This is a genomic window from Pseudonocardia sp. Ae331_Ps2, from assembly GCF_001932405.1.
GTDB lineage: Bacteria > Actinomycetota > Actinomycetes > Mycobacteriales > Pseudonocardiaceae > Pseudonocardia.
On the sequence record NZ_MCIM01000001.1, the window covers coordinates 662,986 to 688,212 of the forward strand.

The window sequence follows — 25,227 nt, forward strand, 5'->3', positions numbered from 1 at the left end:
ACGTAAACATCGCGGAGCAACTGTGTCGACCGCCACTTCACTGTTAACGTAGCGACAGTTACCGTCGACAAGGACATCAAGGGATCAGTCCTCCTCGCAGGGCAAACGCCCCCACCCCACCCGAACGACCCGTAAGCAGGAGGCCCATATGAAGCGCCTTGACATCCTGATAGTGGGCCTCAACTACTCTCCGGAGCCGACCGGAATCGCTCCGTACACGACAGGTATGGCGCACGCCTTCGCAGAAGCCGGACACCAGATAACTGTCGTTACTGGGTTTCCACACTACCCCCGGTGGCGAAGCGAGGACGGCTGCCGGGTCCGCCGTCAGGAGTGGGACGGGCCGGTGCGGATCACCCGGGTGCCCCACCCCGTCCCCCGCGACGGCGGCCCGATGGGCCGCATCGCGATGGAAGCCGTGTTCGCCACGGCCGCGGCGAGGGTCGTTCCCGATCCGCCCGACGTCGTGGTCGCGGTGAGCCCCGCCCTGCTCGGCGTGGCCGCCGCGCAGGTGCAGCGCCGCCGCGGCCGCCGGGCCGGACGGACGACGGCGCTCGGGGTCGTCGTCCAGGACCTCTACGGCGCGGGTGCCCACGAGCTCGGCGGGGCGCGCGGCCCCCTGAGCAGCGTCGGCCCGCGGGCCCGACACGTGCTGGCCGACCTGGTCACCCGCACCGAGACCGCGCTGCTGCGTCGCGCCGACGGGATCCTCACGGTGCACGAGGTGCTGCGCGACCGGCTCGTCGCCCAGGGGATCCCCGGTGCGGACGTCGACGTGGTGCACAACTGGACCCACGTCGCGGGCCCGGTCCGCGACCGCGACACCGTCCGCTCCCGGCTGGGGCTGCGGCCCGACCGGCACGTCGTGATGCACGCCGGGAACATGGGGGCCAAGCAAGGGCTCGACGGGGTCGTCGAGGCGGCCCGGCTCGCCGAGGGCTGGGACGTGCCGGTCGAGTTCGTCCTGGTCGGCGACGGCAACCAGCGGGCCCGCATCGCCCGGGCCGCCGAGGGATGCTCACGGATCCGGCTGCTGCCGCCGGTCCCCGAGGACGACTTCCCCGACGTGCTCGCCGCCGCCGACGTGCTGCTGCTCCACGAGCGCCCCGGTCTGCGCGAGACCTGCGCACCCAGCAAGCTGACCTCCTACTTCGCCGCCGGCCGGCCGATCGTGGCCGCCACCGACGCGCGCAGCCCCGCCGCGGCCGATCTGCGTACCGCGGAGGCCGGCGTCGTCGTCGGGCCGGGTGACCCCGGCGCGCTGCTCAGCGCGATCGAACGGCTGATCGGCCAGGACACCACCGAGCTGGGCCACCGCGGCCGGGACCACGCCCGCGAACGCTGCTCGGCCGCGCAGGCCCACGCGGGATACCTCGGCTGGCTCGACCGCCTGTGCCGGAGCGGGGTCGCATGATGCCCGAGACCCTGCGCACGGCCCGGCCCGTCGGACTCGGGCACCATCTCCCCACCGTCCTGGGCATCAGCTCCCAGCTCGTCAACGCCGGGACCAACGTCGCCACCGTCTACCTGGCATCGCTGTTCCTCGCCCCCGACGCCTTCGGCACCTTCGCCGTCGGGTTCGCCGGGGTGACCGTCGTGCTCGCCTGTGCCCGCGGGCTCATCGGCTCCTCCCTGCTCGTCCACCTGCCCGCCGTCGAACCGCACCGCAGGGCGCCACTGGCCCGCTCCGCCCTGGGGCTGGCGTGGTGGGGCACCCTTCCCGCGGTGGCGGCCCTGCTCGTGCTGGCCGCGGTGATCGACGGCACGCTGGTGTGGCTGCTGCCCGGTGTGGTGTTCAGCCTCGTCCAGGACGTCGGCCGCTCCACCTTCCTGGCCGGGGGACGACCCGGCGCCGCGCTGACACTCGACTCGGTGTGGGCCGTGGTCCAGGGTGCCACCCTGGTGCTGGGGCACTGGGCGCTCGGACAGGTCTCGGCCGGACCGGTCGGCCTCCCGCTGCTGGCGCTCTCCTGGGGTGCGGGCGCGCTGGCCGGGGTGCTGGCGCTGCTCTGCCTGGCCGGGGTCGACGGCCTGCCGTCGCCCCCGGGCCCCTGGATGCGGGCCAGTGGGGACATCGCCGGCTGGTTCACCGCCGTGGCGGTCGTCGCCCAGGTCGAGCTGTTCCTGGTGCTCGCGACGGTGGGGCTGGTCCTCGGTCCCGCCGACGCGGGCGGGCTGCGTGCCGTGCAGCTGCTCGTCTCCCAGCCCGCCACCGTCGTGCTCGGGGCCATGCTGGTCCTGGCGACCCCGACGGTGGCCACGGCCGCACAGGGCCCCGGCGGTACGTCCCTGCGCACGGTCCACCGACAGGTGGTCCGCCAGGTGGCCCCGGTCGTCGTCGGCGTCGCCGTGGTCGCGGCGCTGGCCGGCCCGTTGATGCAGCTGCTGTTCCCGCGGTGGTCCGGCTACGCGCCGCTCGCGCTGCCGGTGGCTCTGCAGACCGGACTGCTCGCGTGGTGCATGCCCGCGATGGCCCTGCTGAACGGCACACGGCGCGGTCGGGTCTCGCTCGCGCTGCACCTGTGCCGCAGCACCGTCGTGGTGGCCGGGACCGCGCTCGGCGGTGTGCTCGGCGGCGCCGCGGGGGCCGCGTGGGCGCTGGCCGTCGTCGCCGCGGTCGTCCTGCTCGGGACCGCCGCGGTCGTCCGCCGGGAGCTGCGCAGGACACCGGGCGGTGCCCGATGACCGGCCCGAGGCTCTCCTTCGTCGGCCGGTCCAGGGTCCGTGCCCGCCGGCTGCTCGCCCGGCTGCTCCGTGCGGTGCCCGGCCGCACCGTCGACTGGGCGCACCGACACTGGATCACCGACGACGGCAGGACCGACCCCCGTTGGGCGCCGGTGGCGCGGCTGCTGTTCCACCGGCCGCTGCACCAGACCGTCGTCACGGTCCCCGGCAGCGGCGGCATCCGCCTGCACGTCGTGGGGGCACGGCTCGAACGGACGCTGTACTGGTTCGGGGAGCAGGGCTACGAGCCCGGGGAGGCCGCCTGGTGGCGGCTGCTGTGCAGCCGGGCGACCGCGGTCCTCGAGATCGGCTCCAACATCGGCTGGTACACCACGGTCGGCGCCGCGGCGGCCCCGGTGGGGGGCTATCTCGCGGTCGAGGCCAACCCCGAGGCCGCCCGCGCCACCCGTCGCAACCTCGAGCTCAACGGGCTCGGCCACGGTGCGGTGCTGACCGCGGCCGCGGTGGGACAGGGTGCTCCCTCGTCGCTGTACCTGGCGCTGCCCGACCAGGAGTCGTTCTCCGCGGCACCGACCGGGTCCTACCTGCGCGGGCACACCGAAGGGACCGCCGACCGCGCCGCACGGCGCTCGCTCACCGTCCCGACCCTGTCCGCCCGGCATCTCATCACCGGCCGTGACCTGGTCAAGCTCGACGTGGAGGGGGCGGAGGCCGGGATCCTGGAGTCGGCCCTGGACATCATCCTGCGCGACCGGCCGATCCTGCTGGTGGAACGGATGCCCGACACACCGCGGCTGGACCGGGTGCTCGAACAGCTCGTGGGCGGCGGGTACCTCGTGCTGCGGCTCGGGACGCAGCTGCAGCCCGCCGGCCCGCGCCCGCCGGTCGACGAGCACTACGACGTGCTGCTCGTCCCCGCCGAGCGCGGTGCGGTCCCGGTACACCTGGGGGACCTCCGATGACCGGCCCGGACCCGCGGGCGGGTACCGCCGCCGCACGCATCGGAGAGCTGCTGCTGGCCGCCGCGGTGCTCAGCGCACCGTGGAACGCCCTGGGCTGGAGCCCGTTCAAGCCGGCCCCGCTCCTGCTGGCCGCGGCCTGCCTGGCGCTGGCCGTCGACGCGTGCCTGCGATGCCGGCCACTGGTGGTACCGGCCTGGGTGTGGCCGTTGAGCGCCGCGATCGCGCTCGCGACGGTCACCTCGGTCCTGTTCCACCCCACCGGGGCCTACCTGGCCGGACGCTATCTCCCCGACCACGTGCCCTCCGCCGACGAGATCGGTGCCGCGCCGGTGCTGGGCCTGGTCGCGGGCCTGCAGTGGCTGGTCGCCGCGTTCGCGCTGCCCCTGGCCGTCTGCGTGGCGGCACCGGGGCGACCGCAGCTGATCGGGCGCCTGTGCGCGGCCTGGCTGCTCGGGGCCGCGGTGAACGCGCTGGTCGCGGTCGGCGACGCCACCGGGCTGACCTCGATCTCGGCGAACCTGATCGACGCCGTCGACGTCGGGGGCAGGCAGACCGGGCTCTCGGTCCAGCCCAACCACCTGGCCATCGCCTCGGCCCTCGCCCTGCCCCTGGCGGTGCACCGGACACTGCACGGTCGGCACCGCGGCGCCGCGCTGCTGTGCATCGCCGCCCTCGTCGGCGGTCTGGTCGTCGCGCAGTCCCGCGGCGGGACCGTGCTGGCGGTCCTGGGGGCGCTGGGGGTCCTGGTCACCGACCGGTGGGCACGCGTGCGTCTGCTCGGACCGGGGCTCCTGGTCGTCGCGGCCGGACTCGTCACCGTGCTCGTCGCGGGCGACCGGCTGCCCACGGTGGCGTCGCAGCTGCGCATCACCGGTTCGGCCTCGGCGCAGGCCAGCGACACGATCCGGGCCTCGATCCTGCAGCAGGCCGTCGACGACGCCCGGCACAGCCCGGTCACCGGGGTCGGGCTGGCCGTCCTGCCCCAGGGCCACTCCATCTGGGTGCAGCTCGTCGCCGCCGGAGGGGTGCTGCTGCTGGTCGGTTTCGTCCTGTCCGCCGCCGGGATGCTCGCCGACGCCCACGCCCTGCGCGGCCGGTACGAGGGTCTGTCCCTCGCCCTCGGGGTGAGCGTCGCGGCCTGGCTCGTCGGAGGCCTGGTCGAGAACCAGCTCGCCGACCTCTACCTCTACACCGCCCCCGCCCTCCTGGCGGGGCTCCACGCGTCCTCCGCGACGCCCGTCCCCTCCGGGAAGGCCCTCGTATGACCTCCGCGACCCTGCTGCACGTCCTGTCCGCCCACCGCCGTCTGCTGCTCGCCGGAGCGCTCCTCGGCGTCCTGCTGGCGGCGCTGGCGGCCCTGTTCGTCCCGCCCACCTACGACGCGACGACCAGCATCTACGTCACCGCCCGCGCCTCCGGCGACGATCCGACGTCGGCCTACCAGGGCACGCTGCTCTCCCAGGACCGCATCGCCTCCTACCGCGCGCTCGCGACCTCCCACCGGGTGCTCGTGCCGGTGGTCGAGCAGCAGGGCCGGGCCGAACCGGCCGAGGACCTGGCGGGCCGGATCTCCGTCACCGCGGCGCCGGAGTCGACCGTGCTGTCACTGACCGTGTCCGGCCCGGATCCGGTACAGGACGCGGAGACGGCGAACGCCGTCGCCGGCCGGTTGGTCGCCGTCGTCGGGGAGCTGGAACGGTCCGCCCGCTCCGGCGTGCAGCTGGAGACCGTCGACCCGGCGCGCCCGGCCGTCCGGCCCTCGTCACCGGGGCTCGCAACGACGGCGCCGGTCGCCGCCGTCGCGGGGCTGATCGTCGCGGCGGGGGTGGCCCTGGTCCGGCACACGACCGACCGCAGGGTCGGCCACCGGTTGCCCGCCCTCAGCGGGGCACCGTTGCTCGGCAGGCTGCCGGTGCACCCCCGGCGGGCACGCGACGGGAGCCGGCTCGGCTCCCCCGAGGTCACCGACGGTGCCCGCCGCCTGCGCACCGCGGTGACCGCCCGTGGCGGCAACCGGGCGGTGCTGGCCGTGGCGAGCGCCGTGCGCGGAGAGGGCCGCACGACCACCGCGCTGGCCCTGGCCGCGGCGTTCGCCGGCACCGAGCGGGTGGCCGTGGTCGAGGCGGACCTGCGGAACCCCGGGATCGCCGGGCTCCTCGGTCTGCCCCCCGACCGGGGTCTGGCCGAGGTCCTCGCGGGCCGGGCGACGCTCGGGGACGCGATGCTGCGGTGGGACGCGGCCGGGGTCGACGTACTGGTGGCCGGCGGCCCCGGTGCCGGGCTCGGGGCCGATCTTCAGGGCCCGGCCATGGCCGGGGTGCTGGCGCTGCTGCGTGAGCGCTACGACGTGGTGCTCGTCGACGGCCCCGCGGTCCGGGAGTCCTCCGAGGCGGTCGAGCTGGCCCGCCTCGCCGACGGTGTCCTGCTGGTGTGCCGCACCGACTCCACCGGCGCCGACGAGCTGACCGCGGCGGTCGACGAGCTGGGCGCCGTGCACGTGACGCCGATGGGGTCGGTCGACACCGGAGGGCACGCCTCCGACCGGGACACGGAACCGACCGCCGCCCCGACACGGGACCCGGACGTGCTGGAGCCGGACCCGGACCGTCCCGGGGACACCGGCCGCTACCGGCACCGCGCCCGTCGTGCCCTGCCCGGGAGGTCCCGATGAGGGCCCCGCAGGAGGCGACCGGACGGCTGGAACGCCACCGACACCGCACGCTGCCCGAGCTCGGTGCCGGCGGGTTCTCCCGGCTCGACGGGGCGGTGGAGTTCTACCAGCGGGTCCGGGCCCTCGTCGGGCCGGACGACGTGGTCCTGGACCTCGGTGCGGGCCGTGGCTGCTTCGTCGAGGACCCCGTCGAGCACCGCCGGGAGCTGCGACGACTGCGCGGCAGGGTCGGGGCGCTGGTCGGCGCCGACGTCGACCCGGTCGTCACCACCAACCCGACGCTGGACCGCGCCCACGTGATCGGGCCCGACGGGTTCCTGCCGCTGCCGGACGCCTCGGTCGACGCGGTGGTGGCCGACTTCGTCCTCGAGCACGTCCGGTACCCGGCCCGGACCGCCGCCGAGCTCACCCGGGTGCTGCGGGTCGGGGGCTGGATCTGTGCCCGCACCCCCAACCGCTGGGGGTCGATCGCCCTGCCGGCCCGGCTGGTCCCCGACCGGCTGCACCGCAGGGTCCTGGCCCGGGTGCAGCCGGGCAAACAGGAACGCGACACCTTCCCGACGGCGTACCGGATGAACACCGCGGCCGACCTGCGCCGCTGGTTCCCCGAGACGTCCTTCCGCCACTGCTCCTACACCCACGACAGCGAACCGGCCTACGTCGGCCGGTCGGTGCTGGCCTGGTCGGCGTTCCGCGCCGTCGCGGCGATCACCCCTCCGCCCCTGCGGTCCATGTGGATGGTCTTCATCCAGCGGACCGCCTGACCCCTTCAGGAGTCCCGATGTCCCACACCCCGCCCCGCGCGCTGATCACCGGCATCACCGGCCAGGACGGCTCGTACCTGGCAGAGCTGCTCCTCGCCAAGGGCTACGAGGTGCACGGCCTCATCCGCCGCGCCTCCACCTTCAACACCAGCCGCATCGACCACCTCTACCAGGACCCGCACGAGCCCGATGCCCGGCTGTTCCTGCACTACGGCGACCTGACCGACGCCTCCCGGCTCGTCACGCTGATCGAGAAGATCCACCCCCGCGAGATCTACCACCTCGCCGCCCAGTCCCACGTGCGCGTCTCCTTCGACGAACCCGAGTTCACCGGCAACACCACCGGCATGGGCACCACCCGCCTGCTCGAGGCCATCCGCATGGTCGGGCTCGACTGCCGCTTCTACCAGGCCAGCAGCTCGGAGATGTTCGGTGCCAGTCCGCCGCCGCAGAACGAGTACACGCCCTTCCACCCCCGCTCCCCCTACGGTGCGGCCAAGGTCTACAGCTACTGGATCACCCGCAACTACCGCGAGGCGCACGGCATCTACGCCGTCAACGGCATCCTGTTCAACCACGAGTCCCCCCGACGCGGGCCGACCTTCGTGACCCGCAAGATCGCCCGCGCCGCCGCCCGCATCTCCGCGGGCCTGCAGGAACACCTCCACCTCGGCAACCTCGACGCCGTCCGGGACTGGGGCTACGCACCCGAGTACGTCGAGGGCATGTGGCGGATGCTCCAGGCCGACCAGCCCGGCGACTACGTCCTCGCCACCGGCACCGCCTACACCGTCCGCGACTTCGCCCGGTTCTGCTTCGACCACGTGAACCTGGACTGGCGCCAGCACGTCCGGTTCGACCGGTCCTACCTCCGCCCCTCCGAGGTCGACGCGCTCGTCGGGGATCCGGGCAAGGCCCACGACGAGCTCGGGTGGACGCCCCGGGTCACCGCCCCGGAACTCGCCCGCATCATGGTCGACGCCGAGCAGCCCGCTCCGCGTGCGACCCGCCTGGTCGTGGAGGGTCTCGATGCTGCCTCGTGACGCACGCCTGTACGTGGCCGGGCGACGCGGTCTGGCCGGCTCCGCGGTCGTCCGGGCCGCGCAGGCGGCCGGGTTCACCGACGTCGTGGGTGCCACCAGCGACGAGCTCGACCTGCGCGACCGGGCGGCGGTGTTCGAGCATCTGCTCGACCTGCGTCCCACGGCGCTGGTGCTGGCCGCGGCGAGGGTCGGCGGCATCCTGGCGAACAGCTCCCGGCCCGCGGACTTCATCTCCGAGAACCTGCAGATCCAGGTCAACGTGATGGACGCGGCGGCCAGGGCCGGGGTCCGACGGCTGCTGTTCCTCGGCTCGTCGTGCGCCTACCCGAAGTTCGCCGGGCAGCCGATCCGGGAGTCCAGCCTGCTGCAGGGCTCGGTCGAGCCCACCAACGAGGCCTACGCCGTCGCCAAGATCGCCGGGTTGATGCAGGTCAGGGCGGTCCGCAACCAGCTGGGGCTGCCGTGGATCTCGGCGATGCCGACGAACCTCTACGGGCCGGGGGACAACTTCGACCCGCACGACTCACACGTGGTCCCCGGGCTGATCCGGCGGCTGCACGACGCCGAGCGCCACGGTGCGGGCACCGTCGAGCTGTGGGGTTCGGGCACGCCGCGCCGCGAGCTGCTGCACGCCGACGACCTGGGGAGCGCGGTGATCCACCTGCTCGACCACTACGACGATCCCGAACCGATCAATGTCGGGAGCGGGTTCGACGTGGCGATCAGCGACCTGGCCGCGATGATCGCGGGCGTGGTCGGCTTCCGGGGGCTGATCGTGCCCGACCGACGGCGTCCGGACGGGACGCCCCGCAAGCTGCTGGAGACCACCCGGATCCGGGGACTCGGCTGGCAGCCGACGGTCGAGCTGCGCGACGGGCTCGCCGACACCTACGCCTGGTTCCTCGAGCATGCGTGCTGAGGTGCGCGTCCGACCGACCGCGGCCTCACCCGGTCGGCGGGGGCAGCAGACGGGCGAGCCAGGGTGTCCAGCGGTTGGCGCAGCCGTCGAAGGACGGGTTCGGGGCGTCGAGGATGTCGACCGCGAGCTGACGCAACGCGTAGACGACCACGAGGAACACCTCGGACTCCAGATCGTCCTCGACACCGCCCGCCCACTCCCGGCGGCGCACCTCCAGCAGCGCCGCGATGCCCTGCATCGCGAGCCGGTTCCGGTGCCGGGCCTCCCGGCCCAGCGGTTCGAGCTCCACGAGGAAGGCACGGGCCACGACGATGTCGCGGCCCAGCAGGTCCAGGTAGACGAGCGTGAAGTGCCGGATGATCGAGGTCCAGTCGTCGGAGCGGTAGTGGACCTCGGCGAAGCCGCCGACGATCACGTTCACGAACCGGTCGAAGGCCGCGAACATGCACTCGTCCTTGTCCGAGAAGACCTCGTAGAAGGCCGTCAGGGACACCCCGGCACGGGCGCAGATCTCGCGGACGCCGATGTTGCGGTAGCCGTCGCCGGCCAGCAGCTCGGTCGCGGCGATCATCATCCGCTCCCGGCGCTTGGTGTAGACCTCCTCGCGGCTGAGCCGGTGTCGACCTCGGGGCAGGGCGGGTGGGGTCGTGAAGAACACACCCTCCGCAATCGTCGTCGGTGTGCGCTCCGCGCCCACCGCGTCCGACACCGACTCTGCCACCGCGACCGTCACCTCTTCCGCTCGACCTCGCCACCCTACTGGGTGGTCCATGTACGGCAGGCCACACTCGACCGTATAAGTAACGTTGGCTATCTTTGCTTATCACGGTCGCGCCCGGCATCACCCGACGGAGGAACAAGCGTGCGTGTCACTCCCCTGCTCACCGCGGTGCTGTGCGTCGGCGCCCTGCTCGGCCCGGTCGCGGCCGCACAGCCCGCGACCGCCGCGACCGGTCGGATCGCACACACCGCGACCACGACCACGACCGCTCCGATCGACCGTTGGAGCGCGCCGGGTCCGGAGGAGGTCACCGAGGAGATCGGGGCGACCCACACCGTGTTCCGGCCCGCCGACCTCGGTCCACCCGGCACCCGGCACCCGGTCGTGACCTGGGGCAACGGCACCGGCGGCATCCCCGCCGTCTACCGGGGCCTGCTGATCCACCTCGCCTCGCACGGCTACCTCGTCACCGCCGCCAACACCCCGCTGGCCAACAGCGGGCAGGAGATGCTCGCGGGCGCGCGCACGCTCGTGCGGGCCGACGCCGACCCCGGCAGCCCCTACTACCAGCGGGTCGACACCTCGGCGATCGCCGCCACCGGGCACTCGCAAGGGGGCGCCGGTGCGATGGTCGCCGCGGCCGACCCGCTGATCACGACCACCGTCGCCGTGCAGCCGGGGCCGCTGGCGGTGCCGCAGCGCATCCGGGGCCCGATCCTGTACCTGGCGGGCGAGCGGGACACGACGGTGCAGCCGGAGCTGATCGTGGAGCCGTTCTACGAGAACACCCCCCAGGTCGAGGCGGCCTACGCCGAGTTCGCCGGGGTCGGCCACTTCGAGCCGCTCCCCGACGGAGGCCGGTTCCGCGGTCTGCTGACCGCCTGGCTGGACTACCAGCTGCGCGGAGACACGGCCGCCGCCGCACAGTTCGTCGGCGCCGACTGCGGAGCGTGCACCGACCGGGCGATCGTCGACTACCGCCACCACGGCTGAGGAGAGCACCCGACGTGGGGCGCCGCGCTCACGTCGCGGCGGCCGGACCGACCAGCATCACCGGGCAGTCCGCACGCTGGACCAGGGCCAGACCGGTCGACCCCAGCAACAGCCCGGTGAACCCGCCACGACCCCGGGTGGCGACGACGACCAGCCGCGCCGCACCACTGCGCCGGGCCAGCGCCCGCCCCGGCTCCTCGCGCTCGATCACCCGCTCCACGGCGACGTCGGGATAGCGCTCCGACCAGCCCGCGAGCCGCTCGGCGAGCGCGCGCTCCTCGGCGTCGCGCAGCCGGTCGAAGACCCCGGCGGCACGCAGTGCCGGGGAGCGGCCGTCGTGCCAGGCGTACAGGGCGACCAGGCCGGTGCCGTGCTCGGAGGCCGCGGCGAAGGCGTGCTCCAGGGCCGCGTCGGACAGCGGACCACCGTCGACGCCGACCAGCACCGGTCCCTCCGACGAGGTGCCGCGCACGACGACGACCGGACACTGGGCGTGCGAGGCCACCGCCAGGGTCACCGATCCCAGCGCGGTGCCCATCGCACCGCGCCCGGCGGACCCGAGCACCAGCAGCTCGGCCGTGGCGGACCGTTCGACCAGCGCCGTCGACGGCGCCCGCCGGTCCTCCGCGAGGTCGACCGCGACCTCGGGTGCGGCCTGCGCGGCGGTGTGCCGGGCCGCGTCGAGGGTCGCGCGGGACTCCTCGCGGATCGAGGTCTCGACGTCGTCGAGCAGGGGTGCGACGGCGGCGTCGGCGTAGAGACGGGCCACGTCGAAGGCCTGTACGAGCAGCAGGTCGGCGTGCCGGGTGGCGGCCTCGCGAGCCGCCCAGGCGACGGCGTCCAGGGCCGCGTCCGATCCGTCCACGCCGACGACGACGGTGCTCATCACTGTGCTCCGTTCCCGGCCGGCCCGGTGTCGGCCTCTCACCCTCCACTGTGCTCCGATCCGCGCCGCCCCGCACGTGTCCGGAATGTGAGGTGGCAGACGGCCCGCGCGGGCCGGGACGGGCCCCCGGGGCCCCGCGGGCGATCGTTACCGTGACCGGCGGCGACAGGGAGGTCCCATGCACGCACCGAGCGTTCTCATCGTCGGCGCCGGATTCGGTGGCATCGCTGCCGCGATCGAGCTGCGCGCCCACGACATCCGCGACGTAACGATCGTCGACGCCGCCGACGGCATCGGCGGCACGTGGCTGCACAACACCTATCCGGGCGCGGCCTGCGACGTCCCGAGCCACCTGTACTCGTACTCGTTCGCCCAGCGCACCGACTGGTCGCGGCTCTGCTCACCGCAGCCGGAGATCCTGGCCTACCTGCGCGGCGTCGCCGCCGAGTTCGGGATCGACGAGCTGGTGCAGACCGGTGTGCGGATCGTCGACGCCCGCCGCGACGAGGCCGACGGACCGTGGACGGTCACCGCGGACGACGGCCGCACCTGGACCTGCGACGTGCTGATCGTCGCGACCGGGCAACTCAACCGGCCGGTCTCCCCCGACCTGCCCGGAGTCGACTCCTTCACCGGGACGATGTTCCACTCCGCGCGCTGGGACCACGACCACGACCTGCGCGGACGCCGCGTCGCCGTGATCGGGACCGGCGCCAGCGCCGTGCAGTTCGTGCCGGCGATCGCCCCCGAGGTGGGGCACATGACGGTGTTCCAGCGATCCGGGAACTGGTTCCTGCCGCGGCGGAACCGGAGGTTCCCGGCGTGGTGGCGGGCCGCGATCGCCCGGGTGCCCGGCCTGCAGGCCGCGCGCCGTCGGTTCATCACCGAGTACTGCGAGACGCTGACGCTGATGATCCGCCACCCCGCCACCTGGGGACGGCTGGGGCGGCTCTGGTCGACGCTGTTCATGCGGGCCCAGCTGCGCGACCCGGAGGTCCGCCGCAAGGTCTGGCCGGACTACACCTTCGGCTGCAAGCGCATCCTGTTCAGCTCACACTGGCTGCCCGCGCTGCAGCGGCCCAACGTCGAGGTCGAGACGTCGCGGATCGCCGCGATCGAGCCGACCGGGGTGCGCACCGAGGACGGCACGCTGCACGAGGTCGACACCATCATCTGGGGCACCGGCTTCGCGGCGACCGACTTCATGTTCCCGATGGAGATCAGTGGTCCGGGTGGGCGGTCGCTGCGCACCGAGTGGTCCGACGGCGCGCACGCCTACCTGGGGATGACCGTGCCCGGGTTCCCGTCGCTGTTCGTGCTCTACGGCCCCAACACCAACACCTCGGGCGGCTCGATCATCCGGTACCTGGAGCACCAGGTCCGCTACGTCCGCGAGGCCCTGCAGGAGGCGGCCCGGCGCGGCGCGTCCGGCATGGAGGTCCGCCCCGAGGTCGAGCGGGCCTACGACGAGGAGATCCAGGCCCGGTTCCCCGGCACCGCGTGGACCCGGTGCGACTCCTGGTACCGCGACGACACCGGGCGGATCGTCACCAACTGGCCCGGCTACATGCGCGAGTACGACGAGCGCACCCGCCGTGTCGAGCCGTCGGACTACGTCTTCCACTGATCCCACCCCGGCACGGAACCGCCCCCTGCACCCCGTGGCGGCGGGGTGCAGGGGGCGGAGGCGTGTGCGGGTCAGTCACACTTCGTGGGGTTGTCCCGGGTCTGGGCCGCGCCGCCACCGAGGATCCCGAGGACGTTGCCCAGGGTCGCGTTGATGCCCGGGCAGATGTTCGCGTTGTTGAGGACGTTGACGTCGTCCAGGTTCACCAGGCCGAACTGGTCGCCCCTGGTGTTGCCGACGTCCTGGACGAAGGAGTCACCGTCGTCGTCCTTCGGCGCGGGCGCAGCCGACGCCAGCGGGCTGAAGGCCACCATGGTGGCGATGACGGCGACGCCGGTGACCGCGAGCTTCCTGCGCATGTCGTTCTCCCCGATCGTGTCCGGTGGGACGGACGTGCCTCACGATTCCCGTGAGCACCACCGGGACGCCTGTGCGTCACGGCAAGCGGACAGTAGGCAGGTGCTCACCGGCGGGGATACGCGAACGACACCACCGGGTGACACGGTCACCACGGGTACCGAACGTGTGGTGTGAACCGGACGGAACGGGTTCGTCCTGGACGCCGGACACCCTCCGTCCCCACGGACGGGGCGACGGACGCGAAGCGTGACGGGATGCCCGACCCGTGGACGGGGCCCGACCACCCGCGGGGGTGAATTCGTGACCGGCGTGTCGCCAAGTCCGGCGTGTCGCGGCAGAACGGTGCCGGTCGGGGCTTGCACCTCACGCGACGTGAGGCGGCACCGTCCATCATGCCGCCACGACGTGGCGGTGCGACGGGGAGGGGCACGGGGTGAAGGTCGGCGAGCTGGCCCGGGCGACCGGGCTGACGGTGCGCACCCTGCACCACTGGGAGGAGCGGGGACTGGTCGTGCCGTCGGCACGGACGTCCTCGGGTCACCGGGTCTACGACGACCAGGATGTCCGCAGCGTCTACCAGGTGGTCGCTCTGCGGGAGCTGGGGCTGCCGCTGGACGCCATCGGCGGGCTGCTGTCGTCGGGGTCCTTTGCCGAGGTCCTCACCGCGCACCTGAACCAGGTCGACGCAAGACTGGCCGCGCTGCACGCCCTGCGGGGCACACTCGCGGCGGTCGTCGACCGGCTCCGGGAGGCTCCGGACCCCGACCCGTCGGACGTGTTGATGATGATCGACGAGGTGAGCAGGGTGAACGACACCTTCGCGCAGTACTTCACTCCCGAGCAGGTCGCCGCGCTCCGGGCGCGACGTGCCGAGGGCGAGACGACCGCGGCCGCGTGGCCGGGGCTGATCGCCGCCGTCCGGGCCGAGATGGACGCCGGCACCGACCCGTCGGAGCCGCGCGTGCAGGCGCTCGCGGCGCGGTGGTCGGAGCTGCTGGCGGCCTTCCACCACGGCGACGAGTCGTTGCGCCGGCAGCTGTACCGGCTGCGGGACGAGAACCCCGGCGAGGTGGCCGCGGCGGGAGGCCCGGACCAGGCGATGATCGACTACATGGCCCGGGCCGGCGTCGGCGGCTGAGCAGGCAGAACGGCCGTGCGGGGTGTCAGCCCGACCCGACACCCCGCACGGCCGCCCCACCCACACCGGCCGCCTGCAGCAACGCCGCCAGCACCGGGTTCACCGTGCCCGCCTTCCACGCCAGCGCCAGCGGCACCTCCGGCGGGTCGGTCAGCGGCACCAGTACCACCCCCGGCGTGCGCAGCTCGGCCGTCGCCTCCAGCGCCAGCCCCACCCCGACACCGGCACCCACCAGCGACAGCAGGGTGTGGGTCTCGGGGGCCTCCTGCTCGATGCGCGGCAGGAACCCCGCGTGCAGGCACGCGGCGTCGACCGAGGTCCGCATGACGGCCATCCGACGTGCCGGATAAGCGACGAACGGGTCGTGGGCCAGCTCGGCGAGGCCGATCACCTCCCGCCCGGCGAGCGGGTGCTCCTCGGACAGCGCGGCGACGAGCCGGTGCCGGTCGATCTCGTGCACGACCAGGCCGTCGGCGTCGACCGGGGTGCGGATCAGTGCGGCGTCGACCCGGTCGGCGCGCAGGTCCTCGGCCAGCTCACCGGAGAACCGGCCGGTCACCAGCACCAGCCGGGCACGGGGACGGTGCGCGCGGAACCGGCGGGCGGTCCGGTACAGCCAGGCGTTCGAGCTGGGCCCGGCGAACCCGAGCCGGACCGACCCGGTCCCGCCGGCGGCCGCCTCGCGGGCGGCTTCCTTCGCCTCGTCCGCGGCGGCGAGGGCGCGACGGGCCCGGGGCAGGAACGCCGTGCCCGCCGGGGTGAGCGCGACGGCACGGGTGTGCCGGTCGAACAGCGTCGTGCCGACCTCCCGTTCGAGCCGGCGGATCTGCTGGGACAGCGGCGGTCCCGAGACCTGCAACCGGGCCGCGGCCCGCCCGAAGTGCAGCTCCTCGGCGACGAGGACGAACGACTCCAGCTGCCGTAGCTCCACCGCGCCATCATGTCGACCGCCCGACAGGAACGGAAGCCAGAGCGTCCCGATGACGTCGCAATGCTGTTCTACCGTTGCGTGGCGGCGGTCACGACGGCGTGGGCGCGCGACGAGTGCAAGGGGGCACCGGGTTGAGCACGAGCACACCGTCGATGCGCCGCAAGGCGGGTATCGCCTCGTTCGTCGGCACCACCATCGAGTGGTACGACTTCTACATCTACGGCACCGCCGCGGCACTGGTGCTGGGGCCGCTGTTCTTCCCGAACGCCTCCCCCGCCGCGGGGGTGCTGGCCTCGTTCGCGACGTTCTGGGTCGGGTTCCTCGCCCGGCCCGTCGGCGGGATCGTCTTCGGCCACCTCGGTGACCGGCTCGGCCGCAAGACCGCCCTGGTCGCGACGCTGCTGCTGATGGGGGTCTCCACGCTCGCGATCGGGTTGCTCCCGGTCTACGACGACATCGGCGTCCTCGCACCGGTCCTGCTCGTCGTGGCCCGGCTGGTGCAGGGTCTCGCGGTCGGCGGCGAGTGGGGCGGCGCGGTGCTGATCGCCTCGGAGCACGCGTCGAAGAACCGCCGGATCCTCTACGGCGCCTTCGCCCAGCAGGGCAGCCCCGCCGGGCAGATGCTCGCCACCGGCTCGTTCGCGCTCGTCGCGATGCTGCCGGAGGACTCCTTCCTCTCCTGGGGGTGGCGGGTGCCGTTCCTCGTGTCCGCGGCGCTGGTCGTCGTCGGGCTGGTGATCCGGCTGCGGATCGAGGAGAGCCCCGCGCTGGTCGCGATGCGGGCACGGGGCACGACGGCACGGTTCCCGCTCGCGGAGCTGCTCCGGGAACGGACCACGCTGGTGGTCGTCTCGGTCGGTGCGTGCGCGCTGGTGGCCGCGGCGGCGTACTTCAAGAACACGTTCGCCCTGTCCTGGGCGGTCAACGACCTCGGATTCGACCGGCAGGTGTTCCTCAACGTCGTGCTGATCAGCTCCACCGTGCAGTTCTTCACGCAGCCGATCGGGGCGTTCATGGCGACCTGGTGGAACCCGCGGACGGTCGTCACCGCGCTGCTGCTGATCGAGCTCCCGCTGTTCCCGGTGATGTTCTGGCTGATCTCCACCGGGAGCTTCGGGCTGGCCGCGCTGGGCATGGCGCTCGCGACGCTGCCGCACACGATGTACTACGCGATCCTGGCCGGGATGCTGGCCGAGGCGTTCCCCGCCCGGATGCGCTACACCGCGATCTCGCTGTCCTACGCGCTGGCCGGCACGTTGTTCGGTGGCACCGCTCCGCTGGTGGGGCAGTCGCTGCTGGCCGCGACCGGGTCGATCGCGCCCGTCGTCGGGTACTCGCTGGTGATCGTGCTCGTCTCGCTCGCGGCGGCCCGGTACGTGCTCGCCCGCGGTCCGGTCCCCGACGACGAGCGGCTCGACCCCGCCGTCACCGGAACGACCGGGAGGACCGCATGACCGCACCTGCCCCCGTACCTCGCTTCCCCGAGCCCGAGGTGCCCGCGGGCGCGACCGCGCTCGCCGCCCGGCTGCGCGCGCTCGTCGCCGCCGACCCGGACCGCCCCATGGTCACCGAGGACAGCCCCGACGGTACCGGCGTGGTGCGCTCCCGCGCGGAGTTCGACGCCCGTACCAACCTCCTGGCCAGGGCGTTCGCCGACCGCGGGGTCCGGCGCGGGGACCTGGTGTCGATCGCGCTGCCGAACACCGCCGCGCACCTCGAGTGCTCGGTCGCGGCGTGGAAGATCGGTGCGGTGCCCCAGCCGCTGTCGGCCCGGCTGCCCGCCGCCGAGCGCGACGCGGTGCTCGCGGTCGCCGCGCCGGCGCTCGTCGTCGACACCCCGGTCGACGCCGACGGGTACCCCGACGGCCCGCTCCCCGACGTGATCGGGCCGAGCTGGAAGGCACCCACCTCGGGCGGGTCGACCGGCACGCCGAAGGTGATCGTCGCCGGTCAGGCCGCCTGCGTCGAACAGGTCCTGGCCCGCGCCGACGGGCTGCGCATCGACCGCGACGGCGTGTTCGGCTGCACCGCACCGCTGCACCACAACGCCCCGTTCATGTTCACGCTGATGGCGTTGCTGCAGGGCCACCACGTCGTGCTCATGGGCCGGTTCGACGCCGCCCGGGCACTGTCGATGATCCCCGCGTACGGCGTGACCTGGCTCTACGCGGTGCCGACCATGATGAGCCGGATGCTGCGCCTGCCCGACGCGGACTGGGCCGCCTGCGACCTCAGCACCCTGCGGACCGTGCTGCACGTCGGCGCGCCCTGCCCGCCGGAGGTCAAGCGCGGCTGGATCGACCGGGTCGGCGCGGAGACGGTGCTCGAGATCTACTCCGGCACCGAGTCCCAGGCCGGTACCGCGATCGACGGCCGCGACTGGCTGGCCCACCCGGGTTCGGTCGGACGGGTCACCCGCGGCGAGATCACGGTCCGCGACGACGACGGCCGCGAGCTCGGCCCCGGCGTCACCGGCGAGATCTGGATGCGGTCCGGCGGGGCGCCGACGTACCACTACCTGGGTGCCTCCGCGCGCGAGCGGGACGGCTGGGAGTCACTCGGCGACATGGGCTCGCTGGACGCCGACGGCTACCTGTACCTGGCCGACCGACGTTCGGACATGATCCTCGTCGGCGGCGCGAACGTGTACCCGGCCGAGGTCGAGGCCGCGCTGACCGCGCACCCCGGGGTGCGCGACGCCGTCGTCGTCGGGCTGCCCGACGCCGACTACGGGCACGTCGTGCACGCCGTGGTGCAGGCCGAACCGGGCATCGAGAACGATCTCCGCGAGTTCCTCGACGGACGCCTGAGCAGGGCGAAACAGCCACGGAGCATCGACGTCGTCGACCACCCGCTGCGCGACGACGCCGGGAAGGTGCGCCGCTCGGAGATCGCCGCGCGCGCCGCCGACGCTCGACGACGCGCAACGGCGGGAGGTGCGACAGGATGACGTCCATGCCCGATCTCCTCGACCGTCTGCGCGAGCTGCAGGTGTCCTCCCTGTGCGACGCCGACAAGTCGCTGCCCGTGGTGGACCCGGCGATCCGGGCCCTGGTCCCGGACGTGTCGATGGCCGGCCCCGCGGTGACGGTCTCGTGCGTGGACGACCACCTGCCGATGTTCGCGGCGCTGGCCGCGGCCCGCCCCGGCTCGGTGCTCGTCGTCGCCGGGGCCGGTGGTCACCGCGCCGTGTCCGGTGAGCTGTTCGCGACGGAGGCGAAGCGGCGCGGGCTGGCCGGGATCGTCGTCGACGGGCTGGTCCGCGACATCCGTGGGCTGCGCGGGATCGGGCTGCCGGTGTTCGCCCGCGGGACCTGCCCGGCGTCGGGCAGCACGAGCGACCCCGGCACCGTCGACGAGATGGTGTCGTTCGGCGGGCTCGTCGTGAGCCCGGGCGACCTGGTGTGCGGCGACGACGACGGGCTGCTCATCGCCGCGCCGGACCGGCTCGCCGAGGTCGTCGAGACCGCCGAGGGCATCGAGGCCGCCGAGCGCGCGTTGGTCTCGGCCATGCGCAACGGCCACGACCTGCACTCGCTGACCACGGTCGTCGAGCACGTCGCGGCGCTGCGCCGGGGCGAGCCCAGCGCGCTGGGGTTCAAGATCTGAGCGGGTCGCTCAGGCCGCGACCGCGTCCCAGCTGAACTCCTCGGTCATCGAGCCGGGACAGTCCGGGCACGGGACGGCGACGCCCGCCGTCTCGTCACCGGGGAGCTCGGCCTCCGCGCCGCAGGCGGCGCACCGCTGCCAGGACACCAGTTCTCCGTACATGCGTTCGAGGGTGAACCACATCGGTGTAGTTCGCAACCCCGCAGGTCAGACGTCGTCGATCAGGTCCGCGACCGAGGAGACGACCCGGTTCGGGCGGAACGGGAACCGGTCGATCTCGTGCTCCTTGGTGATCCCCGAGAGCACCAGCACCGTGCGCATCCCGGCCTCCAGCCCGGCGAGGATGTCGGTGTCCATCCGGTCGCCGATCATGACCGTGGACTCCGAGTGCGCACCGAGCCGGTTGAGCGCGGCCCGCATCATCAGCGGGTTCGGCTTGCCGACGAAGTAGGGGTCGACCCCGGTCGCCTTGGAGATCATCGCGGCGACCGAGCCGGTCGCGGGGAGGATGCCCTCGGGCGACGGGCCGGTCGCGTCGGGGTTGGTGGCGACGAACCGGGAGCCCTGCTCCACCAGGCGCATCGCGGTGGCGATCGAGGAGAAGCTGTAGGTGCGGGTCTCGCCGAGCACCACGTAGTCGGGGTTGCGGTCGGTGATGACGTAGCCGATGTCGTGCAGCGCGGTGGTCAGGCCGGCCTCGCCGATCACGTAGGCGCTGCCCTGTGGGCGCTGCTCCCCGAGGAACGCGGCCGTGGCGAGCGCGGAGGTCCAGATCGACTCCTCCGGCACGTCGAGGCCGGTGGCCTGCAGCCGGTAGCGCAGGTCGCGGGGGGTGTGGATGCTGTTGTTGGTCAGGACCAGGAACGGGACGCCCTTGTCGCGCAGCCGCGACAACAGGGTGTCCGCCCCCGGGACGATGGTGCCCTCGCGGACGAGGACGCCGTCCATGTCGGTCATCCAGCACTCGATCGGCTTCTGCTCCACCACGGCCGCCACCCTAGGCCGCCTCCCTAGACGGCTGCCGGTTGGCAGCGCGGGCACCAGAACAGGTTGCGGTTCTGGTGCTCGGCGTGCCGCACCGGCGTCCCGCAGACGAGGCAGTCCATCCCGGCGCGGCGGTAGACGTAGACCTCCCCGCCGTGCCGGTCCGTGCGCCCGGGCTCTCCGCGGCGGCGCGGGTCGTGCTCGGGGCGGACGGTGTCGATGCGGCCGGTCCGCACGCCGTCACGCATGAGCACGACCAGGTCGGCCCACATCGCGTCCCACGTCCCCCGGTCCAGCGCCCGGCCCGGGAGCTGCGGGTCCAGGCCGTGCCGGAACAGGACCTCGGCGCGGTAGACGTTCCCGACGCCGGCGAGCACCTTCTGGTCCATCAGCAACGTCGCGAGCGGGCTGCGCGAGGCCGAGATCCGGGCCCAGACCGTGTCCGGGTCGGCGTCGGGACGCAGCGGGTCCGCACCCAGCCGGGCCCGCAGCGCGCGGGCCTCGGCCGAGGTGAGGAGCTCGCAGGCGGTCGGGCCGCGCAGGTCGGCGTAGTGGGTCTGCCCCACCAGCCGCATCCGCAGCTGCCCGACCGGTTCCGGCGCGGGCAGCGGCTGTTCGACGAACGTGCCGTACAGCCCGAGGTGGACGTGCACGACGCGGTCGCGGCCGTAGCGGTGGAACAGGTGCTTGCCGTGCGCCTCGGCGCCGGTCATCACCTCGCCGTCGAGCAGTGCCGCGGAGGCGGCGAAGCGGCCCTGCGGGCTGGAGACGCCGACCGGCCGGCGGACGAACAGCTTCCGGTGCAGCCGGGCCAGCCGATGCAGCGTGTGTCCCTCGGGCATCTCGGCTCCGGGTCAGGACTCGGGATCAGGACGCGGGGAGCTCGATCTTCCCGGTCCGCTCGTAGTCGAGGACCTGGTCGATGCGGCGCTGGTGGCGCGCGTCGCCGGAGAACGGGGTGGCGATGAAGGCGTCGACGATCGCGACGACCTCGGTGAACGAGTGCTGCCGCGCGCCGATGCCGATGATCTGGGCGTCGTTGTGCTCGCGGGCGAGGGTGGCGGTGGCCTCGTTCCACGCCAGCGCGGCGCGGATGCCCTGCACCTTGTTGGCGGCGATCTGCTCGCCGTTGCCGGATCCGCCGAGCACGATGCCGAGGGACGTCGGGTCCTCGACCACGCGCCGCGCGGTCTCGATGCACCACGCGGGGTAGTCGTCGAGGGCGTCGTAGGTCGGCGCCCCGACGTCGATCGCCTCGATCCCCTTCTCGGTCAGGTACTCGACGAGCTTGCCCTTGACCTCGAAACCGGCGTGGTCACTGCCCAGGTAGACGCGCACGGGGCACGATCCTCCCCCATGCGGATCGGCGGCGTGGACGGGGTCCCGGGTGGCTGGGTGGTGTGCGTGCTCTCCGGCAGCGGAGCAGCACGTGAGGTGAGGTGGACGGTGGTCCCCGACGCGGCGTCGGTGCTGGCCGCGACGGCCGGGTGCGACGCCGTGGGGGTCGACATCCCGTTGTCGGTCCCGGCCGGTGCGCAGCGGCGCGAGGCCGAGGTCCTCGCGTCGGCGCGGCTGGGCCGGGCGCGGTCCTCGCTGTTCCCCACCCCGCCCGCTCCGGTGCTCGACGCGCAGACCTACGAGGAGGCCTGTGCCGCCGCCCAGGCCGTCACGGGGAAGAAGATCAGCCTCCAGACCTGGCACATCGTCGACAAGATCCGGGAGTTCCAGCGGGTGCGGCTGCCGTCGTCGGTGGTCGAGACGCACCCGGAGCTGTCGTTCCGCACGATGGCACCGGCGGTGGCGTTCGCGTCGAAGAAGACCGCGCGCGGGGCGGGCCAGCGGGTCGCGGCGCTGTCGGGGTGGGTCCCCTCCGCCGCGTCGCTCGGTGACCTGCCCACCGCCGCCCGGCTCGACGACGTCCTCGACGCCCTGGCCTGTGCCTGGACGGCCGAGCGGGTGGCCCGTGGGACCGCTGAGGTGCTCGGCCCGGGAACCGACGCCCTGGGCCGGTCCGCCGCGATCGCGGTCTGAGCGCGAGGATCACCGGATGGACGGGCAGCGGGCGGACGGGCAGCGGGCGGACGGGCGCTGGGTGGAGCTCGCCGACGGTGTGCTCGCTCGCCGGCACGACGAGCTGGACCTGACCACCGGCCTCGTGCTCGGCACCTCCGCGGCGCTGGTGATCGACACCCGCGGCGACACTGCCCAGGGCGCCGAGCTCGCCGCCGCGGTGCGTGCGGTGACCGCACTGCCGGTCGTCGTGGCCCTCACCCACGCACACTTCGACCACTGCTTCGGCACCGCCGCGTTCCCCGGCGCCCCGGTGTACGCCCAGGCCGGCTGCGCCGGCGCGCTCCTGGCGACGGCCGCCGCGCAGCGCGCCCACTGGGTCCGGCACTACCGCGACTCCGGAGACACCGGGGGCACAGGCGGCTCGACCGCCGCCGCGACGGCCGACGCGCTCGCCGCCACTGTCCCGGTGCTCCCCGACCGCCCCGTCTGTCCCCGCGCCGGCTCGGTGCACCCGGTCGACCTGGGCGGACGCGTCGTGCAGCTCGTGCATCCCGGCCCCGCCCACACCGGACACGACCTGGCGGTGCACGTCCCCGACGCGGGCGTGCTCTTCGCCGGGGACCTGCTGGAGAACGGAGCGCCGCCGTCGTTCGGGCCGGACGCCTACCCCCGGGACTGGGCGGCCGCCGTGGGGCTGCTGCTCGACGTCGGCACGGCACCCTCGGCCGTCGCCACCCGGGTGTTCGTGCCCGGGCACGGCGACCCGATGACGCCCGACGAGGCGGCAGCGCAGCACACGGACCTGCGGCGGATCGCCCGGGCGGCCGGGGGTTCCGGTGCCGCGGTTCCGGATGTCCCCTCTGCGAATTCGCTTACCGGGTAAGCGAATTCGCAGAACAAGGGTCTGCCGATCACGCCGCGGGAGCCGGGCGGTGCCGAGAGCCGGGCGGTGCCGGGAGCCGGGAGCCGGGAGCCGGGAGCCGGGAGCCGGGAGCCGGGAGCGATGGTGCAGGTCGTCACCGCTCGGGGTCGCCGACCTCGGGTGACGGCGCCCCTCGAGTGGATTCGCTTACCGGGTAAGCGAATCCCTGCACGACCGGCCGGGTGCGGTCCGTTGCGGGCTCCGCCCCGGCGCCGCGATCCCGGTGGCCGCCGCGGCCTGCCTGCCGATGCTCCGGGGTCACTCGCCCGGTCGGTCCCGCCGTCGCGGAGCCGCACTGGTGCCCCACCCCGATCGGCGGGCGGCCGACGGGGCCGTGTCGGGCGGGACGCCGTCGAGCCGGGGAGCGACCGGCTGGGCTGCGTTCGGCTGGGCTGCGTTCGGCTGGGGAGCGACCGGCTGGACAGCAGCCGGTGGGGCGGCGCCCCGGGACCGGTCGGACAGCACGCGCGCGACTCGGCCGGCGACACCGGACGGGTCGGGTTCCACGCCCGCCGCCCGGCGCAGGCGGTACAGCTCCACGGTCGGCGGCCCGGCCACCACCCGGGGCAGCGGCGCGGTCGGGTGGTCGTCCGTCGCGATCCGGGGGAGCTCGACCGTCGGCAGGCCCATCGGAAGGCCCGCGGCGGGGCCGGCCGAGGGGGTGACCGAAGGAGCCGGCGCGGCGGGCAGGTGCCGGCGCAGTCCGAGCACCGCGGGCAGTCCCAGCGCCGGGCCGACGGCGAGCACCACGAGCGCCGCCTGCCATCCGACCGCGGCCGCGACCACCGGGACCGTCGCGATCCCGGCGACGGTGAGCAGGAACCCCAGCGCGGTCTGCACGGTCAGGGCGGTGCCGGTGTAGCGGGGGTCGGCGATCTCGATCGTCGCCGTCGTCAGGACCGCGGAGTCGGCGACGGCGGCCGTGCCCCACAGCACACAGAACGCACTCACCAGCAGGGGCGCCGCGCCGATCACGAGGGGGGACACCAGGCAGCAGACGCCGCTGACCAGCAGCGCCGTCGCGATCACCGGGACGCGTCCGTAGCGGTCCGCGGCGCGGCCGCCCAGCACGCAGCCGGCGGCGCCGCCCAGACCGGCCGCCACGAACACCAGCAGGTGCTCCGACGGGCCGGGGTCGCCACCGGCGAGTGCGGCGCCCAGCCAGGTCCAGAGCGCGTACAGCTCCCACATGTGCCCGAGGTAGCCGAGCACGACCAGCCGCGGGCCGGGCTCCCGGAGCAGCCGCAGCGCGTAGCCGGTGTCCGGGGGCGGGGCCGGGGCGAGCGCCGGTCCGGGACGCAGGCACCAGTGGGCCAGCGCGGCCGCCGCGAGCCCGCACAGCGCGGCGCCGGCGAGCACCCCGCGCCACGGCAGCCCGGGCAGCCCACCGATCAGGTGCGGCAGCGCCGACCCGACGGTCAGCGCGCCGACCAGCACGCCGAGGTCGCGGGCCCGGCGCGACCGATCCGACCAGGACGTCATGATCTTCATGCCGACCGGGTAGACGAGCGCGAGACACACCCCGGTCAGCGTCCGCAGCACCAGCGCCGCCACCGGCCCGTCGACGACGGCGGCGAGCAGCAGCGTGCACGCCGCGGCCGCGGCCGCGCCGGCCGCGAGCAACCGCTGCGGCGGGACCCGGTCGGCGAGGGTCAGCACCGCCGAGACCACCGCGCCGGCGGCGAACCCGAGCTGCACCGACGTCGTCAGCCAGACCCCGGCCGTCGCGGACAGGTTCCACTCGGCGCGCAGCTCGGGCAGCACCGCGGACGCGGAGAACCACACGGCGAGCCCGAGCACCTGGACCAGGGCGACCAGGGCCCGCGCGCGGCGGCCGGCGGTCATGGCGGCTCCGTGGGGTCGGCGGATCCGGACACGCTAGCGAAAACACCCAGTGGAAACTGGTCCGGACAGACGATTCGGTACCGCCGTCCGGCCCAGCGGCCGACGCAGTGTCGGGCGTGATCGCCGCGGGACACACGGACGTAACAGGAGCCAC

Annotated in this window: 25 protein-coding genes; 16 read left to right on the top strand and 9 right to left on the bottom strand. The window is 74.1% G+C overall.

Translation table 11 applies throughout. From position 1 onward, the window contains the following. The first annotated feature begins 148 nt into the window (after window positions 1-148). From Ae331Ps2_RS03260 to Ae331Ps2_RS03295, 8 genes are read left to right on the top strand one after another with little or no spacing between them, the layout of a single operon-like run. The gene (locus Ae331Ps2_RS03260; RefSeq protein WP_043281494.1) at window positions 149-1,414 is read left to right on the top strand and encodes a glycosyltransferase family 4 protein; all 1,266 of its coding nucleotides are present in this window, start codon (window positions 149-151) and stop codon (window positions 1,412-1,414) included. Further along, window positions 1,411-2,685 (top strand): hypothetical protein, encoded by a 1,275-nt coding sequence (locus tag Ae331Ps2_RS03265; RefSeq protein ID WP_139318955.1) that lies wholly within the window; start codon window positions 1,411-1,413, stop codon window positions 2,683-2,685. The genes Ae331Ps2_RS03260 and Ae331Ps2_RS03265 overlap by 4 nt, the downstream gene beginning before the upstream one ends. Then, complete coding sequence (locus tag Ae331Ps2_RS03270) at window positions 2,682-3,647, top strand: FkbM family methyltransferase (RefSeq protein ID WP_043281493.1); 966 nt, start codon at window positions 2,682-2,684, stop codon at window positions 3,645-3,647. Before Ae331Ps2_RS03265 ends, Ae331Ps2_RS03270 begins: the two co-directional genes overlap by 4 nt. Continuing rightward, entirely contained in the window at window positions 3,644-4,912 is a 1,269-nt protein-coding gene (locus Ae331Ps2_RS03275; RefSeq protein WP_075310800.1) for an O-antigen ligase, read from the top strand. Before Ae331Ps2_RS03270 ends, Ae331Ps2_RS03275 begins: the two co-directional genes overlap by 4 nt. Beyond that, on the top strand, window positions 4,909-6,318 hold the full coding sequence (locus Ae331Ps2_RS03280; protein WP_075310798.1) for a polysaccharide biosynthesis tyrosine autokinase: 1,410 nt from the start codon (window positions 4,909-4,911) through the stop codon (window positions 6,316-6,318). Before Ae331Ps2_RS03275 ends, Ae331Ps2_RS03280 begins: the two co-directional genes overlap by 4 nt. After that, window positions 6,315-7,082, top strand: a complete 768-nt coding sequence (locus Ae331Ps2_RS03285; RefSeq protein WP_020627165.1) for a class I SAM-dependent methyltransferase — start codon at window positions 6,315-6,317, stop codon at window positions 7,080-7,082. The genes Ae331Ps2_RS03280 and Ae331Ps2_RS03285 overlap by 4 nt, the downstream gene beginning before the upstream one ends. A 17-nt stretch (window positions 7,083-7,099) precedes the next feature. Beyond that, complete coding sequence (gene gmd / locus Ae331Ps2_RS03290) at window positions 7,100-8,125, top strand: GDP-mannose 4,6-dehydratase (RefSeq protein WP_075310796.1); 1,026 nt, start codon at window positions 7,100-7,102, stop codon at window positions 8,123-8,125. Beyond that, complete coding sequence (locus tag Ae331Ps2_RS03295; RefSeq protein WP_075310794.1) at window positions 8,112-9,044, top strand: GDP-L-fucose synthase; 933 nt, start codon at window positions 8,112-8,114, stop codon at window positions 9,042-9,044. The genes gmd and Ae331Ps2_RS03295 overlap by 14 nt, the downstream gene beginning before the upstream one ends. 25 nt (window positions 9,045-9,069) lie before the next feature. On the opposite strand, the gene Ae331Ps2_RS03300 is transcribed toward Ae331Ps2_RS03295, so the two are convergent. Then, the gene (locus Ae331Ps2_RS03300) at window positions 9,070-9,765 is read right to left on the bottom strand and encodes a TetR/AcrR family transcriptional regulator (RefSeq protein ID WP_158071522.1); all 696 of its coding nucleotides are present in this window, start codon (window positions 9,763-9,765) and stop codon (window positions 9,070-9,072) included. Between the two features lie 141 nt (window positions 9,766-9,906). Between Ae331Ps2_RS03300 and Ae331Ps2_RS03305 the strand changes: the two genes are divergently transcribed. Then, window positions 9,907-10,758, top strand: coding sequence for a hypothetical protein (locus tag Ae331Ps2_RS03305; RefSeq protein ID WP_083695190.1), 852 nt, complete (start codon window positions 9,907-9,909; stop codon window positions 10,756-10,758). Window positions 10,759-10,786: 28 nt separating this feature from the next. On the opposite strand, the gene Ae331Ps2_RS03310 is transcribed toward Ae331Ps2_RS03305, so the two are convergent. Then, entirely contained in the window at window positions 10,787-11,644 is an 858-nt protein-coding gene (locus tag Ae331Ps2_RS03310; RefSeq protein WP_020627160.1) for a universal stress protein, read from the bottom strand. A gap of 178 nt (window positions 11,645-11,822) precedes the next feature. Here Ae331Ps2_RS03310 and Ae331Ps2_RS03315 point away from each other — a divergent pair, with 178 nt between their 5' ends. Continuing rightward, entirely contained in the window at window positions 11,823-13,271 is a 1,449-nt protein-coding gene (locus Ae331Ps2_RS03315) for an NAD(P)/FAD-dependent oxidoreductase (protein ID WP_075310792.1), read from the top strand. Between the two features lie 71 nt (window positions 13,272-13,342). Here Ae331Ps2_RS03315 and Ae331Ps2_RS03320 read toward each other — a convergent pair whose 3' ends face one another. Beyond that, window positions 13,343-13,630: a hypothetical protein gene (locus Ae331Ps2_RS03320; RefSeq protein WP_020627158.1), complete on the bottom strand. Its 288-nt coding sequence runs from the start codon at window positions 13,628-13,630 to the stop codon at window positions 13,343-13,345. Window positions 13,631-14,064: 434 nt separating this feature from the next. On the opposite strand from Ae331Ps2_RS03320, the gene Ae331Ps2_RS03325 reads away from it, so the two are divergent. Continuing rightward, complete coding sequence (locus Ae331Ps2_RS03325; protein ID WP_075310790.1) at window positions 14,065-14,769, top strand: MerR family transcriptional regulator; 705 nt, start codon at window positions 14,065-14,067, stop codon at window positions 14,767-14,769. 25 nt (window positions 14,770-14,794) lie between these two features. Here the strand turns inward: Ae331Ps2_RS03325 and Ae331Ps2_RS03330 are convergent, their stop codons facing one another. Then, window positions 14,795-15,700: a LysR family transcriptional regulator gene (locus Ae331Ps2_RS03330; protein ID WP_075310788.1), complete on the bottom strand. Its 906-nt coding sequence runs from the start codon at window positions 15,698-15,700 to the stop codon at window positions 14,795-14,797. 131 nt (window positions 15,701-15,831) lie between these two features. On the opposite strand from Ae331Ps2_RS03330, the gene Ae331Ps2_RS03335 reads away from it, so the two are divergent. From Ae331Ps2_RS03335 to Ae331Ps2_RS03345, 3 genes are read left to right on the top strand one after another with little or no spacing between them, the layout of a single operon-like run. Further along, window positions 15,832-17,154, top strand: coding sequence for an MFS transporter (locus Ae331Ps2_RS03335; protein WP_083695191.1), 1,323 nt, complete (start codon window positions 15,832-15,834; stop codon window positions 17,152-17,154). Further along, on the top strand, window positions 17,151-18,650 hold the full coding sequence (locus Ae331Ps2_RS03340; protein WP_083695193.1) for an AMP-binding protein: 1,500 nt from the start codon (window positions 17,151-17,153) through the stop codon (window positions 18,648-18,650). Before Ae331Ps2_RS03335 ends, Ae331Ps2_RS03340 begins: the two co-directional genes overlap by 4 nt. 5 nt (window positions 18,651-18,655) lie before the next feature. After that, window positions 18,656-19,309: an RraA family protein gene (locus Ae331Ps2_RS03345; protein ID WP_249265639.1), complete on the top strand. Its 654-nt coding sequence runs from the start codon at window positions 18,656-18,658 to the stop codon at window positions 19,307-19,309. 9 nt (window positions 19,310-19,318) lie between these two features. Here Ae331Ps2_RS03345 and Ae331Ps2_RS31785 read toward each other — a convergent pair whose 3' ends face one another. The 4 genes from Ae331Ps2_RS31785 to Ae331Ps2_RS03360 all read right to left on the bottom strand — a co-directional run bounded on the left by Ae331Ps2_RS31785 (window position 19,319) and on the right by Ae331Ps2_RS03360 (window position 21,631). Then, window positions 19,319-19,471 (bottom strand): hypothetical protein, encoded by a 153-nt coding sequence (locus tag Ae331Ps2_RS31785; protein ID WP_158071523.1) that lies wholly within the window; start codon window positions 19,469-19,471, stop codon window positions 19,319-19,321. 45 nt (window positions 19,472-19,516) lie between these two features. Continuing rightward, complete coding sequence (locus Ae331Ps2_RS03350; protein WP_198932332.1) at window positions 19,517-20,257, bottom strand: HAD-IIA family hydrolase; 741 nt, start codon at window positions 20,255-20,257, stop codon at window positions 19,517-19,519. Between the two features lie 62 nt (window positions 20,258-20,319). Then, on the bottom strand, window positions 20,320-21,135 hold the full coding sequence (locus Ae331Ps2_RS03355; RefSeq protein ID WP_020626092.1) for an Fpg/Nei family DNA glycosylase: 816 nt from the start codon (window positions 21,133-21,135) through the stop codon (window positions 20,320-20,322). 25 nt (window positions 21,136-21,160) lie between these two features. Further along, window positions 21,161-21,631, bottom strand: a complete 471-nt coding sequence (locus Ae331Ps2_RS03360) for a ribose-5-phosphate isomerase (protein WP_020626091.1) — start codon at window positions 21,629-21,631, stop codon at window positions 21,161-21,163. Between the two features lie 18 nt (window positions 21,632-21,649). Between Ae331Ps2_RS03360 and Ae331Ps2_RS03365 the strand changes: the two genes are divergently transcribed. Beyond that, a complete protein-coding gene (locus Ae331Ps2_RS03365; protein ID WP_075310780.1) occupies window positions 21,650-22,324 on the top strand; it encodes a DUF429 domain-containing protein in 675 nt (224 codons plus the stop codon). Between the two features lie 16 nt (window positions 22,325-22,340). Beyond that, window positions 22,341-23,189, top strand: coding sequence for an MBL fold metallo-hydrolase (locus Ae331Ps2_RS03370; RefSeq protein ID WP_075310778.1), 849 nt, complete (start codon window positions 22,341-22,343; stop codon window positions 23,187-23,189). A gap of 297 nt (window positions 23,190-23,486) precedes the next feature. Here Ae331Ps2_RS03370 and Ae331Ps2_RS03375 read toward each other — a convergent pair whose 3' ends face one another. Beyond that, window positions 23,487-25,073 carry an MFS transporter gene (locus Ae331Ps2_RS03375; protein ID WP_075310776.1) on the bottom strand — a complete coding sequence of 529 codons (1,587 nt, stop codon included), beginning with the start codon at window positions 25,071-25,073 and terminating at the stop codon, window positions 23,487-23,489. Window positions 25,074-25,227: the final 154 nt, after the last annotated feature.

What these genes read in the sequence shown, in the direction of transcription:
- Ae331Ps2_RS03260 (WP_043281494.1), top strand. Translation starts at nt 149, where the DNA reads ATGAAGCGCCTTGACATCCTGATAGTGGGCCTCAACTACTCTCCGGAG.
- Ae331Ps2_RS03265 (WP_139318955.1), top strand. Translation starts at nt 1,411, where the DNA reads ATGATGCCCGAGACCCTGCGCACGGCCCGGCCCGTCGGACTCGGGCAC.
- Ae331Ps2_RS03270 (WP_043281493.1), top strand. Translation starts at nt 2,682, where the DNA reads ATGACCGGCCCGAGGCTCTCCTTCGTCGGCCGGTCCAGGGTCCGTGCC.
- Ae331Ps2_RS03275 (WP_075310800.1), top strand. Translation starts at nt 3,644, where the DNA reads ATGACCGGCCCGGACCCGCGGGCGGGTACCGCCGCCGCACGCATCGGA.
- Ae331Ps2_RS03280 (WP_075310798.1), top strand. Translation starts at nt 4,909, where the DNA reads ATGACCTCCGCGACCCTGCTGCACGTCCTGTCCGCCCACCGCCGTCTG.
- Ae331Ps2_RS03285 (WP_020627165.1), top strand. Translation starts at nt 6,315, where the DNA reads ATGAGGGCCCCGCAGGAGGCGACCGGACGGCTGGAACGCCACCGACAC.
- gmd (WP_075310796.1), top strand. Translation starts at nt 7,100, where the DNA reads ATGTCCCACACCCCGCCCCGCGCGCTGATCACCGGCATCACCGGCCAG.
- Ae331Ps2_RS03295 (WP_075310794.1), top strand. Translation starts at nt 8,112, where the DNA reads ATGCTGCCTCGTGACGCACGCCTGTACGTGGCCGGGCGACGCGGTCTG.
- Ae331Ps2_RS03310 (WP_020627160.1), bottom strand. Translation starts at nt 11,644, where the DNA reads ATGAGCACCGTCGTCGTCGGCGTGGACGGATCGGACGCGGCCCTGGAC.
- Ae331Ps2_RS03315 (WP_075310792.1), top strand. Translation starts at nt 11,823, where the DNA reads ATGCACGCACCGAGCGTTCTCATCGTCGGCGCCGGATTCGGTGGCATC.
- Ae331Ps2_RS03320 (WP_020627158.1), bottom strand. Translation starts at nt 13,630, where the DNA reads ATGCGCAGGAAGCTCGCGGTCACCGGCGTCGCCGTCATCGCCACCATG.
- Ae331Ps2_RS03340 (WP_083695193.1), top strand. Translation starts at nt 17,151, where the DNA reads ATGACCGCACCTGCCCCCGTACCTCGCTTCCCCGAGCCCGAGGTGCCC.
- Ae331Ps2_RS03345 (WP_249265639.1), top strand. Translation starts at nt 18,656, where the DNA reads ATGCCCGATCTCCTCGACCGTCTGCGCGAGCTGCAGGTGTCCTCCCTG.
- Ae331Ps2_RS31785 (WP_158071523.1), bottom strand. Translation starts at nt 19,471, where the DNA reads ATGTACGGAGAACTGGTGTCCTGGCAGCGGTGCGCCGCCTGCGGCGCG.
- Ae331Ps2_RS03350 (WP_198932332.1), bottom strand. Translation starts at nt 20,257, where the DNA reads ATGGACGGCGTCCTCGTCCGCGAGGGCACCATCGTCCCGGGGGCGGAC.
- Ae331Ps2_RS03355 (WP_020626092.1), bottom strand. Translation starts at nt 21,135, where the DNA reads ATGCCCGAGGGACACACGCTGCATCGGCTGGCCCGGCTGCACCGGAAG.
- Ae331Ps2_RS03365 (WP_075310780.1), top strand. Translation starts at nt 21,650, where the DNA reads ATGCGGATCGGCGGCGTGGACGGGGTCCCGGGTGGCTGGGTGGTGTGC.
- Ae331Ps2_RS03370 (WP_075310778.1), top strand. Translation starts at nt 22,341, where the DNA reads ATGGACGGGCAGCGGGCGGACGGGCAGCGGGCGGACGGGCGCTGGGTG.
- Ae331Ps2_RS03375 (WP_075310776.1), bottom strand. Translation starts at nt 25,073, where the DNA reads ATGACCGCCGGCCGCCGCGCGCGGGCCCTGGTCGCCCTGGTCCAGGTG.